This window comes from Pseudomonas sp. BO3-4 (assembly GCF_034044115.1).
Lineage (GTDB): Bacteria > Pseudomonadota > Gammaproteobacteria > Pseudomonadales > Pseudomonadaceae > Aquipseudomonas > Aquipseudomonas alloputida.
On record NZ_CP139018.1, the window covers coordinates 2,661,769 to 2,674,517 of the forward strand.

At 62.6% G+C, this 12,749-nt stretch carries 8 protein-coding genes; 4 read left to right on the top strand and 4 right to left on the bottom strand.

All coding sequences use genetic code 11. From position 1 onward, the window contains the following. Nucleotides 1-6: 6 nt before the first annotated feature. Nucleotides 7-1,773, bottom strand: coding sequence for an NAD(P)H dependent flavin oxidoreductase family protein (locus REH59_RS12325; RefSeq protein ID WP_014859239.1), 1,767 nt, complete (start codon nt 1,771-1,773; stop codon nt 7-9). Between REH59_RS12325 and REH59_RS12330 the strand changes: the two genes are divergently transcribed. The 4 genes from REH59_RS12330 to REH59_RS12345 all read left to right on the top strand — a co-directional run bounded on the left by REH59_RS12330 (nt 1,774) and on the right by REH59_RS12345 (nt 9,022). After that, the gene (locus REH59_RS12330) at nt 1,774-3,270 is read left to right on the top strand and encodes a PLP-dependent aminotransferase family protein (RefSeq protein ID WP_014859238.1); all 1,497 of its coding nucleotides are present in this window, start codon (nt 1,774-1,776) and stop codon (nt 3,268-3,270) included. A gap of 270 nt (nt 3,271-3,540) precedes the next feature. After that, on the top strand, nt 3,541-5,166 hold the full coding sequence (locus REH59_RS12335; RefSeq protein WP_014859237.1) for a methyl-accepting chemotaxis protein: 1,626 nt from the start codon (nt 3,541-3,543) through the stop codon (nt 5,164-5,166). A 742-nt stretch (nt 5,167-5,908) separates the two neighbouring features. Continuing rightward, the gene (mgtA, locus tag REH59_RS12340; RefSeq protein ID WP_014859236.1) at nt 5,909-8,623 is read left to right on the top strand and encodes a magnesium-translocating P-type ATPase; all 2,715 of its coding nucleotides are present in this window, start codon (nt 5,909-5,911) and stop codon (nt 8,621-8,623) included. A gap of 21 nt (nt 8,624-8,644) precedes the next feature. After that, entirely contained in the window at nt 8,645-9,022 is a 378-nt protein-coding gene (locus REH59_RS12345) for a DUF2493 domain-containing protein (RefSeq protein WP_014859235.1), read from the top strand. A 100-nt stretch (nt 9,023-9,122) separates the two neighbouring features. Here REH59_RS12345 and REH59_RS12350 read toward each other — a convergent pair whose 3' ends face one another. The 3 genes from REH59_RS12350 to REH59_RS12360 form a co-directional block, all read right to left on the bottom strand. Then, on the bottom strand, nt 9,123-10,349 hold the full coding sequence (locus tag REH59_RS12350; RefSeq protein WP_003254145.1) for an MFS transporter: 1,227 nt from the start codon (nt 10,347-10,349) through the stop codon (nt 9,123-9,125). 292 nt (nt 10,350-10,641) lie between these two features. Then, a complete protein-coding gene (locus REH59_RS12355) occupies nt 10,642-11,517 on the bottom strand; it encodes a universal stress protein (protein ID WP_004574222.1) in 876 nt (291 codons plus the stop codon). A 290-nt stretch (nt 11,518-11,807) separates the two neighbouring features. Then, the gene (locus REH59_RS12360; RefSeq protein WP_014860438.1) at nt 11,808-12,749 is read right to left on the bottom strand and encodes a LysR family transcriptional regulator; all 942 of its coding nucleotides are present in this window, start codon (nt 12,747-12,749) and stop codon (nt 11,808-11,810) included.

The window sequence follows — 12,749 nt, forward strand, 5'->3', positions numbered from 1 at the left end:
GCGGTATCAAGCTGCCCTGGCAGCGCCCGGCTTGCGTTCGCCAATCAGGATGTCTTCGAAGAATGCCCCAACAGGTTCGGTAGGGTGGCACAGCTGTATCTCCAGCACCCACACCACCTCGCTCGGGACAATCTCCACCTCGGCCAGCTTGTCCTGGCTATACAACACATGCGGGAAGTCGGCGATGCGATGCCCGGCCAGGTTGCGCTCCAGCTGCCAACCTTTGGCCTGGGCACTGCGCTCGGCGAAGTCATACAGTTCACGTCCGGTCAACCCGCGGCCCCAGGCCTGACGGGTCTCGTCGAACACTTCATGCAGTGCCTTCACGCAGGCGTGGTGCAAAGCGTGCTGGCCAAACACGAAGGTATCGCCATAGTCACCTTCATAGCCATCCCATACCGGCCCAACGTCGACCACGACGATGTCCGTGGTACGTAGCACGCGTTGAAGGTCAATGCCTTGCCGTGGCGTACGCACGGTATCGTCACCAAAACGGATGTAGGTGGGGTGCCAGGTGTGTGAGGCGCCCATCGCCTGCAGGGTATGCGCGGCCATCTCCAGTGCCTGGGCGGTGGTCATGCCGACCTGCAGTTGGCTGGCAATGGCGGCCACGGCCCGTACCGACTGTTCGCGAGCTGCGAGCATGCCGTCCAGCGAATAACGTGGGCCGACCTTTTCCAGCTCAGGGTGCAGCGGGTTGGTTGAGGAAGCCTGCGTTGTCAGTGCACCGCTGGCGACAAAGGCCTCGGCCACAAAACGATGGGGCTGTACCCCTGCTGCAAGGCATTGCTCGCGGGCCTGGCTGATCATCGTGGCATTGCCACAGGCATAGACCTGGGTTTCGCCCCAGCGATGCGTCTGGCTGAGCGCCACCTGCTGTATACGTGCCTGGGCCGAGAGCACCGGTTGCCAGCGAAAGTGCGGGTGCACACGGCTAGACAAATCGAGAAATTCGCGGTCATAGAAATCCGCCGGCGAAGAGCCGCCCCAATACAGCGTGACGTCGGCATCGCCGGCCAAGGCTGTCAGCAACAGCGGCTTGATGCCGGCGTAACCTGTGCCGGTGGCGAAAAGGATCAGCGGGCGTTGATCATCGTGCTGCCAGGTACAGGCGCCCAGCGGGCCCTCGAGCTTTACCGTTGCACCTGCTTGCAGGGTGGGCAGCAAACCTTCAGTGAACAGGCCGCCGCTGACCTTGCGGATGTGAAACACCAGTTGCCCTTGTTCCTGGGCAGGCAGGTTGGCAATGGAGAAACAGCGGCTGTCGCCGTTGTCCAACTGAAACCGCATGTACTGGCCCGCCCGCACCTCCAGCGGCTGAGCAGGTTGCAACACCAGCTCGACGATATCTGCGCTCAGCGCGCGCTTGCCAACCACCTGTGCCTGGGTTTCCAGTGCGGGTGCGTCCAGTGACCAGCCGGGTATTTCCAGGCGCATGTCGCTGCAGGCGTGGCTCTGGCACAGCAACATCTCGTCGGCGGCCAAGGGGTAGGAAGGCGGCGGCGTGTCCGCATCCCGCTGCTTGTCCTGATGCTGCCCCGACACCACCTTGACCTTGCACGAGCCGCAGGCGCCGCGGCGGCAGGAGAAGGGTACCGGCAGGCCGCTGGCGAGCATGGCGTCGAGCAGCAGCTCCTGGCTGGCTTCGAAGGTTTTGCCCGTGGGCGAAATTTCAATGACGTGGCGGCTTTGCATGAGCACCTCGGGGCAAATGGAGGTTCGATTGTTGCTATAGTCCAGGACCAGCAGAACCTCCAGTTTTGGATATTTCATATGGTCCAGCTTCGTAAATGGCAGCCACTGCTCAAACTCGATGGGGCACAAGCTTCGTACCGGCAGATCGTCGAAGGGTTGGTGGCCGCAATCAGCGAGGGTCGCCTGCGCCCTGGCACGCCGTTGCCGGGCACGCGGGAGATGGCGCAACTGCTGAACGTCAATCGCAAGACCGTGATCCTTGCTTATGAGGAAGCCGAAACCAAAGGCTGGCTGCAAAGCGTGCAACGCCGGGGCACCTTTGTCAGCCAGCAGCTGGCGCCTGGCACAGCGGCCGTTTGCGGTGCCGTGCGGCCTTTTGCCCTGGCGCTGCCAGAGGAACCTGCCGTTGCCTACTTCAAGGCGAACGAACAGGCTGTAGCCCAACAAGGCCGGCCAGGGGCCTTGTTCTTCGACAACGGCGCCTGTGACCACCGCCTGCTACCGCAGGCTGTACTGCACCGCTATTACCGCAATGCCTTGCGCAGCAGCTTCAGCAGCAATAGTGTGCGCCACGGCAGCGAGTGCAGCAGCCGCAATCTGCGCAGCGCCCTGGCCGACATGTTGCGGCACAATCGCAGCCTGAACGTTGGCGCCGAGCATATCTGCCTGACCCAGGGGGTGCAGACGTCGCTGTCCCTGGTGGCCAGTGTGTTGCTCAAGCCGGGTGACGTTGTGCTGGTCGAGCGCCTGAGTTACCCCCCTGCCTGGGAGATCTTCCGTCAGCTGGGTGCCCGCCTGGTGACCGTGGAGCTGGACCATGAGGGCTGCCGAGTCGATCAGCTCGAGGCCCTGTGCCGGCAGCACAAGGTGCGGATGATGTACATAACACCCCATCACCAGTTCCCGACCACGGTCAGCCTGCCAGCCGGGCGCAGGCAACAGCTGCTGGAGCTGGCGCGCCAGCATGCCTTTTGCGTGGTCGAAGAAGATTACGACTACGAATACCACTTTGCCGGGCGGCCTTATCTGCCGTTGGCCAGCGACCGCCAGCAGCGGCACGTGATTTACATTGGCTCACTGTCCAAGCCTTTGGGCAGCACGTTCCGTTGCAGCTATATCGTGGCACCGGTGGAAGTGACAACCGTGCTGGAACGCAGGGCGATGTTGACCCTGGGGCAGGGCGATGCAGTCATGCAGCAGATGTTGGCGGACCTGATCAATGATGGCGAACTGAAGAAGCACTTGCGCCGTGTCAACCGCGAGTACCGGCGCCGGCGCGAAACCTTGTTGGGGTGCTTGCGCGATGCGTTTGGCGAACAGATCAGCGTGCAGGCGCCAGAAGGTGGCCTGGCGCTGTGGGTGAGGTTTGCCGATGAGATCAATGTGGATCAGTTGGTCGACAAAGCGCTGGAACGGGACCTGGTGGTGCGCAGTGGGCGACAGTTTTCACCGTTTGGCCATGCCGAGAATGCCTTGCGCCTGGGGTTTGCTTCGCTGGATGCGGATGAGATTCGGCAGGCGACCCAACGCCTGGCAGACGCCGCGAAAGCGATTGGCAAGGCGCGGTGGCTGTAGGCATGGCCTTGTGTCGCGACAGGGGATGGCACGGGCTTCGCCCGTGTTCGCGGGCAAGCCCGCTCCCACAGTGATCGCGGTGGGCTCAGGATTTGTGCAGGAGGGTTACGCCCCCAAGGGGCGCGAGGCCTCTGGGCCTCAACGCATTCCGTTCGGTTACCGCACATAACCGCATCTCGGCGCCTCAAGCCTGCGCCAGCACCTCCGATAGCAGCACACCCACCCTCGAATCTTCGATCAGAAGTGGTGCCAAGAAGGAGTACTGCCCGCATGCTTGCCAACCTGAAAATTCGCACCGGAATGTTCTGGGTGTTGTCGCTGTTCAGCCTGACCCTGCTGTTTTCGACGGCCAGTGCCTGGTGGGCTGCCGTGGGTAGCGACCAGCAGATCACTGAACTGGACCAGACTGCGCACCAGTCGGACCGGTTGAACAATGCGTTGCTGATGGCGATTCGCTCCAGCGCCAACGTGTCTTCGGGCTTTATCGAGCAGTTGGGTGGCCATGACGAGAGTGCAGGCAAGCGCATGGCGCTGTCGGTGGAGCTGAACAACAAGAGCCAGGCGCTGGTCGACGAATTTGTCGAAAACGCCCGTGAACCCGCCCTTCGCGTGCTGGCAACCGAGCTGCAGGCTACCTTTGCCGAATACGCCAAGGCGGTGGCGGGGCAGCGTGAAGCGACCCGCCAGCGTTCGCTGGAGCAGTATTTCAAGGTCAACAGCGATGCCGGTAATGCCATGGGGCGGTTGCAAACCCTGCGCCAGCAGCTGGTGACCACACTGAGCGAACGTGGCCAGCAAATCATGCTCGAGTCCGACCGGCGTCTGGCCCGGGCGCAATTGCTGAGCCTGTGCCTGCTGGGCATGACCGTGGTGCTGGCGGTGCTGTGCTGGGCGTTCATTGCCCAGCGTGTGTTGCACCCCCTGCGTGAAGCCGGTGGGCATTTCCAGCGCATTGCCAGTGGCGACCTGAGTGTGCCGGTGCAAGGGCAGGGTAACAACGAAATCGGCCAACTGTTCCATGAGCTGCAGCGCATGCAGCAGAGCCAGCGCGACACCCTTGGGCAGATCAACAACTGTGCCCGGCAGCTGGACGCCGCCGCCACGGCGTTGAACGCGGTCACCGAGGAAAGCGCCAACAACCTGCGTCAGCAGGGGCAGGAGCTGGAGCAGGCCGCCACCGCCGTGACCGAAATGACCACGGCAGTGGAGGAGGTTGCGCGCAACGCGATCACCACCTCGCAAACCACCAGTGAATCCAACCAGCTGGCCGCGCAAAGCCGCCGGCAAGTCAGCGAAAACATCGACGGCACCGAAGCCATGACCCGCGAGATCCAGACCAGCAGTGCGCACCTGCAGCAGTTGGTGGGGCAGGTGCGGGACATCGGCAAGGTGCTGGAAGTGATCCGCTCGGTGTCCGAGCAGACCAACCTGCTGGCGCTCAATGCTGCCATCGAGGCGGCCCGTGCCGGTGAGGCCGGGCGCGGCTTTGCGGTGGTGGCGGATGAGGTGCGCACACTGGCCTACCGCACGCAACAATCGACCCAGGAAATCGAGCAGATGATCGGCAGCGTGCAGGCGGGGACCGAAGCTGCGGTAGCATCCATGCAGGCCAGCACCAACCGCGCCCAGTCGACACTGGACGTGACCCTGGCCTCGGGGCAAGTGCTGGAGGGCATCTACAGTGCGATCGGCGAAATCAACGAGCGCAATCTGGTCATTGCCAGTGCGGCCGAAGAGCAGGCTCAGGTGGCGCGGGAAGTAGACCGCAACTTGCTGAACATCCGCGAACTGTCGAACCATTCCGCGGCGGGTGCGCAGCAGACCAGCGAGGCGAGCAAGGCGTTGTCGGGGCTGGTGGGGGAGATGACGGCGTTGGTGGGGCGGTTCAAGGTTTGAGGCGCTGCGCCTGCGTGGAACATTAAGATAAGGTTAAACTTATTTAAAGTTCCCCTTGCGGGTTGACTTCGATACTACGCTTGAATAAAGTTCGACCGCCCCGAGCACGGGGCCTTTTTTCCCTTCACTGAAGAATTCAATGGACACAGTATCTCGTCGCTGCCTGACCTTTGCCAAATGGCCTGGTCAGGCACTTGAACCGGAACACCGGTCCCGACACCCTGGTCGGGCAAGCCGCGCCAGAGCCTGATGCTCCGCCGTGACTTGCCGCCGCCGGTGTTGGCCGGTTGGAGGCAAGCTCATGAACCTCACTTCATTCGTTTCACATCGCCAGCCTGCGTGCCTTGCACCGCGGCAGGCCCGCGCCTGGCCGCGGCGTCTGCACGGCTACCTTGACCACCACCAGCACCCCCCAAGTAGTTGCGGGGTGCTGGTGCGTGTTCATGCACGCTTGAGCCCCCGCACTTCTCACTGAATAAAAAAATATTGAACGGTATCTTTGTGCTCGAACTTTTTACCTTAAAAGTTCGCGGGATAACTATTGCCCTGTGTTTATGAAAAGGAATCAAACCATGGATTGCGCGAGTAGAAAGTTCGCTGCCGACACAACTTCCGACTCTCGACAGCGGACAGACAACTGTCGGAAAGAACCAGCATTATTCAGCGACCCGACATGCCTTCGTTCACCGCCTGAGTGAAACGTCTGTGTGTCGTGCCGCCGCAGCGGCAGGAGCACAGCAACATGACTGTCAAATACCGTAACACCTCATCGGCCAAGGCCGAACGCGAAACCCGCCTGTCCACCCGCGCCGCCCGTGAAGCGCGCAATGGCCTGGCGGTCACCCTCGCCAACCTCGATGCCAGCGAACAGGGCCTGACCGAGCACGAAGCCGCCAAGCGCCTGGCGCGCGATGGGGCCAACCAGGTTGCCCACGACCCGCAACCCCACGCCCTGGTGCAGCTGCTCAAGGCCCTGAACAACCCGTTCATCTATGTACTGCTGACCCTGGCCGGGATCAGCTTTGTCACCGACTACTGGCTGCCGGTCAGCGCAGGCGAAGCAGACGATGCCGACCTGACCAAGGTCATCATCATCATGACCATGGTCAGCCTCAGCAGCCTGCTGCGCTTCTGGCAGGAGTACCGCTCGAACAAGGCTGCCGACGCGCTCAAGGCAATGGTGCGCAGTACTGCCACGGTGTTGCGCCGCGAGCAGATCGGGCAAGCCCCGCGCCTGCGCGAAGTGCCCATGGACGAACTGGTGGCCGGCGACATCGTGCAGCTTTCTGCAGGTGACATGATTCCCGCCGATATCCGCCTGCTCGAAGCGCGCGACCTGTTTATCAGCCAGGCCGTGCTCACCGGCGAAGCGTTGCCGGTCGAAAAGTACGACACCTTGGGTAATGTCGCGCAGAAGTCGGCGGCCGAGCATGGCGCACATCAGGACAACCTGCTCGAGTTGCCGAACATCTGCTTCATGGGTACCAATGTGGTCAGTGGCCGCGCCCGCGCCGTGGTGGTCGCCACCGGCCGACGCACCTATTTTGGCTCGCTGGCCAAGGCCATTGCCGGTTCGCGCAGCCAGACCGCTTTTGACCGCGGCGTGAACAGCGTCAGCAGCCTGCTGATCCGCTTCATGCTGGTGATGGTGCCGGTGGTGTTCATGATCAACGGTGTGGTGAAAGGCGACTGGGGTGATGCCTTCCTCTTCGCGCTTGCCGTGGCAGTGGGCCTGACCCCGGAAATGCTGCCGATGATCGTCAGCGCCAACCTGGCCAAGGGCGCCGTGGCCATGGCCCGGCGCAAGGTGGTGGTCAAACGCCTGAACGCCATCCAGAACCTGGGCTCCATGGACGTGCTGTGCACCGACAAGACCGGTACGCTCACCCAGGATCGGATCATCCTCGAGCACTCTGTGCGCTTCGACGGCCAAACCGACAAGCACATCCTTGAGCTGGCCTGGCTCAACAGCCATCACCAAAGCGGCATCCGCAACCTGATGGACCAGGCCGTGCTGCATTTCGCCGGCCAGGACCGCCAGTTCCAGGCGCCTTACGCCTACGCAAAGGTCGACGAACTGCCGTTCGACTTCATCCGCCGCCGCCTGTCAGTGGTGGTGAAGAATGCCTTGGGCGATCACCTGCTGGTAAGCAAAGGGGCGGTTGAGGAAATGCTCGCCATCGCCACTCATGTGCAGGAAGGCGACAAGGTGGTTGCCCTCGATCCGTGCCGCCGCCAGCAGCTTCTGGCCAGTGTCGATACCTTCAGCCAGGACGGCTTCCGCGTGCTGGTGGTTGCCACCCGGGAGATCCCGGCGGCCGAAGGCAAGGCGCAGTATCACACTGAAGATGAGCGCGATCTGGTCATCCAGGGCTTGCTGACCTTTCTCGACCCGCCCAAGGAAACGGCCGGCCCGGCCATCACCGCTTTGCGCGACATGGGCGTGCAGGTAAAGGTACTGACCGGCGACAACCCGGTGGTCACGTCCAAGGTCTGCCGTGAAGTGGGCCTGGCGCCAGGTCAGCCGTTGCTCGGCCAGGACATCGAGGGCATGGACGACCCCACCCTGAAGCTTCAGGTGGAGGAGCGCACCGTCTTCGCCAAGCTCACCCCGCTGCAGAAATCACGGGTGCTCAAGGCCCTGCAGGCCAATGGTCACACCGTGGGCTTCCTTGGCGACGGCATCAACGACGCCGCCGCCCTGCGCGATGCTGACGTCGGTATCTCGGTGGACGGCGGCACCGACATCGCCAAGGAATCGGCCGACATCATTTTGCTGGAAAAGAGCCTGATGGTGCTCGAGGAGGGTGTGCTCAAAGGCCGCGAAACCTTCGGCAACATCATGAAGTACCTGTGCATGACTGCCAGTTCCAATTTCGGCAACGTGTTCTCGGTCCTGGTGGCCAGTGCGTTCATTCCGTTCCTGCCCATGCTGGCGATCCACTTGTTGCTGCAGAACCTGATGTATGACTTTTCCCAGCTGTCGCTGCCCTGGGACCGCATGGACAAGGCGTTCCTCAGCAAGCCACGCAAATGGGATGCCCGCAACATCGGCCGCTTCATGTTGTGGATAGGTCCTACGTCGTCGATCTTCGACATCACCACGTTCGCCCTGATGTGGTACGTGTTCGCCGCCAACAGCGTCGAAATGCAGGCGCTGTTCCAGTCGGGCTGGTTCATCGAGGGCTTGCTGTCACAGACGCTGGTAGTGCACATGCTGCGCACTCGCAAGGTACCGTTCTTCCAGAGCACCGCTGCATTGCCGGTGGTATTGGCAACGGGGCTGGTCATGGCATTGGGTATCTACATCCCGTTCTCCCCGGTGGGCGCGATGGTTGGCCTGGTGCCGCTGCCGTGGGAGTACTTCCCTTGGCTGGCCGCCACACTGCTGGGCTACTGCGTGGTCGCCCAGGCCATGAAGACCCTCTATATCCGCCGTTTCGGCCAGTGGTTCTGAGCGATGCAAGGAGAGCAGACCATGCGAGTACTGATTTGTGCAGGGCGCAACTACGCCGACACCCGACGCTGCCGCCAGGCCCTGGACGACGTCCAGCGCCAGCGGCCGATCCGGGTATTGATCCACGGCGGCAGCCAGTTCATTGGAGGGGAAATCGAAAGCTGGGCGCGCGAGCATGGCGCCGATCTGGTGCGCTACCCGCCAAACTGGCAGCTGCACGGCAAGCAGGCCGAACGCTTGCGCAACCTGTTCATGCTCAATGACAGCCGCCCTGACCTGTTGCTTGCCTTGCCCGGTGGCGATGACACCGAGGAGCTGCTGGCCAGGGCCCGTGGCGCCGAGGTTCAGGTGATGTGCGCCAGGCAACCACGCCAGCCCGAGCGGGGCGATTGCAGCTAATGCAAGCGCCTGGGGCCGTACGGTACCTGCGGGCTTGCCCGCGAAGCAGGCGCCTCGGTTTCACGGCCTCAAGCTTTGCGCAGCCGCCCTGGGCGGCTGCTTAACCTGGCTGCGCCGCCAGATCGTTACTGACGTTGCGCCCCAGCACCAGCACGGTCACAAAGCCACAGCCCACCAGCGCCGTGGCCAGGCTCAGCAGTACCGCAGTGCCCATATGGTCCACGACTTGCCCGCCGAAGAACGAGCCCACGGCAATGATCACCTGGAACAGGGCCACGAACAGCGGCATGCCACGTTCGACATCCTTGGGCGCCACGACAAACATCCAGATATTGGCACAAGCCGGGAACGCACCGAAGGCAAAGCCCCACAGTGCGATCAGCATCGCGGCACCCGTCATGCCGGTGGCGAAGTGCGGGAACAGGGCGGTGCTGACTGCGATCATGAGCGCGACCAGCATTAGGGTATGCCGCACGCTGCGGTTGGCCGCAAAGCCGGCGAAGATGTTGCCCATGAAGCCGGCCACACCATACAGCAGCAACAATGAACCGATCGTAGGCCCGTCAAAGCCGGCATTCTGTTTGAAGAACGGTGCGACGTAGGTGTACGCCGCAAAGTGCGCCAAGCCGATCAGCAACACGGCGATCAAACCGACCCGTGCTTGCGGGTTGATGAACAACGCCGGCAGGTCGCGGATGCGAATGGCCTTTTCCGGCATCAGCCGCGGCAGCAGGAAGACCTGTGCCAGCAGCACCGGTACGCCTACCAGTGCAGTGACCAGGAACGTCATGCGCCAGCCCATCAGGCCACTCAGCCAGGTGCCGACAGGCACGCCCACTACCGTCGCCAGGGTTACGCCCGCCATGATGATGGAGTTGGCTTTGGCTACGCCCATCCCGTCAGGTGCCAGGCGGCCGCTGAGGGCGATGGCTGTCGCCCAGAAGCCGCCAATACTGATACCCAGTAGCACACGGCCGACCAATAGCAGGTTGAAGTCACCGGCATAGGCCACGATGGCGTTGGCGATGATCATGATCAGCGTCAGGCCGATCAGCAGGTAGCGCCGGTCCAGCGCGCCGACGCCTACGGAAATCAACGGGGCGGCTAACGCAGCCATGATGCCGGGCAGGGTCACCATCAGGCCGGCAAGGCCTGCACTGATGCCCAGGTCGCTGGCCACATCGTTCAGCACCCCCACCGGGAGGAACTCACTGGTGACCAGGGCGAAAGCACCCACGGCTACCGAGAGGATTGCCAGCCATTGCTGGGTCACGCTTTGTTGGCTGTGTTCGGGAAGGCCGCGAGGGGCCTGGCTGTTGCTTGGCATGGGTTAGGTTCCATGAGGGATCTCGCCTGTAGCAGGCGCAGGAGCGGGGGGATTTGCAGGGGATTGTAGAGGCGGCCTTGCCTGGCCGACAGGCAGGCCGCTCGATAGTCATCATCAGTGCAATCGATGAAACGTCTTGCGTAGAGCTGCTGCTCTCAGCAATGACGCCCCACTCGCGAATGCTGTGGGCGGGAGGAGCTCTTCCCAAGCCCGCACGTCAGCAGGCAAGGCCAGCCACGGTGGTTTGACCCAGATAGGCGCAACAGGCGGCAGTGCAGAACATTCATGCAGCCTAGGGTGTTACCAGCACATCACACTGCGATTCGTTCAATACATGCTTGGTGACGCTGCCCACCAGCAGTTCCTCCAGCGCGCTTGCCCCCTGCTTGCCGACAACGATCAGGTCGCACTCCAGCTCCTGTTCCTGCTCGGCAATGCGCCAGCCAGGGTCGCCGTGCACGAGGATCTGCCGTGCATCGGCCAGGCCGGCAGCCTCACTCAGCGCCGCGAGCTGTACTTGTGCATCCTTGCGGATGACATTGCGGTAGTGGGTGAGGGTGTCGTGGTCGAGATGGGCGAAGCGCACGCTGGCTTCGAACGGGGCTTCGTACACGTGCAGCAGAATGATCTCTGCTTGCGGGGCAATGGCCTTGGCCAATTCGAGGGTGCGCAGTGAAACGGACGAAAAGTCGACTGGCACCAGCACGGTGCGGTAGGCATCACGAGGGGCCGGCTTGACCACTAGCAAAGGGCAGGGCATGCGGTTGAGCAGTTTCTGCACGGTCGAGCCCAGCAGCAGGCGCCGCGCCACGCTCTGGCCCCTGGCCCCACACACCAGCAGGTCGCTGTGCTTGTCCTGCACCACCCGGTTGATCTCCGTGATCACCGAGCCACTGGCGACCTGCACGCCAGCGGAGATACCGTAACGCTGGAACAGCAGCGCTGCCAGTGCGTGGGTTTTCTCGCCTGCGCTATCCAGTACGCGTTTCAACAGATCGTCATCAGGCGTCACCAACTGTTTGAGGCGCTCGAAGGGTGCCGGGTTGGCAACGTAGAGCAGGTCCAGCGAGGCCTGTTGCGCATCGCTCAGGTAGGCAGCGCGCTCAGCGGCGTTGCGGGCATGTGGGGAAAGGTCGGTGGCAACCAGTATGTGTTTCATCGGGTTCATGTGGGGCTCCTTGGCCAAGGCCGCGCACAGCGATCAAGCGGTAAACCTTGAGCACTGTGCGTCTGGCGGTGCTTGAGTCATTCCTTGCGTGCAGCCATCGTCGCGCGAACCCGGCGCGAGGGCTTGATCTGGGTCAATGGCGTGTAGGTGTAGCGGCAGGTCGTGCCGCCAACAGCACTGCCGGTGTAGCTGCAAGGCTGATTACCCAGGGCTGGCGGGCCGCCTCATTACTGTCTTGACCCTCAGCCTCTCAGCCCGGATGTCCCAGTGGCTTCTGCCATGAAACCGCATTAACTGTCGCAGCGCTGTCGGCCCTGCAACAGCAGCAGTTCGGTGAGCGTGTCCATGGCCGGTGTTGCCTGGCTGCCTTTACGGGTCACCAACTCGTAGGGGTCGCTGACCGAGCCCATGCTCAAGGGCAGTATGCTGACCTGTTGATTCATTGCACATAGCTGGGCCACGTCGATCGACACCAGCGCAACGAAGTCAGGACGGTTTTGCAACAGCGACAAGGTCGCCAGGATCGAAGTGGTTTCAACCAGGTGCAGCGGGAAGCGCAGCCCGGCATCGTGAAATTCGCGCTCCAGTTGCACGCGCATGGGCATGTTGGCCCGGTAGACGATCCAGCGGCTCTCGGCCAGGTCGGCAAGGCTCAGGCTTGGCGCATGCTTGAGCGGGTGGTCGATGTTGGCGATGACCGCCAGTGTCTCATCCTGGACAAAGGTGCTGGCGAACAGCTGCGGCGTATTGCTGACACTGGTGCGGCACAGGGCGATGTCCAGGCGGCCGCTCTCGATCTGCGTCAGCAGCGACTGGCTGGTGTCTTCGATGATTTCGAACGACATCTGCGGCTGGATGCTGGCCAGCTGTGACACCGCCTTCATCAGCAACGGCACCGCGCCCATGATCGCCCCCACAGCCAGCCGGCCGCCGACCCCACGCAGGATCGCATCCAGATCGTGCCGCAGGTTGGCGATATCGGTCTGCAACAGGCGTGCGTAGCGGATGGCGCAGTGTCCGGCGGCCGTGGGCTCCAGGCCTCGGTTGGTGCGGTTGAACAGCACAGTGCCGAAGGTGGTTTCGATTTCCTGCAAGGCCTTGCTGGCACCAGGCTGGGTAAGCCCGACGCTGCTTGCTGCACCGAGCAGCGAGCGGTGCTCGTCCAACTCGATCAACAAGCGCAGGTGGCGGGCGTGCAGGCGGGACATGATCGAATTGAGCGATGGGGTCAT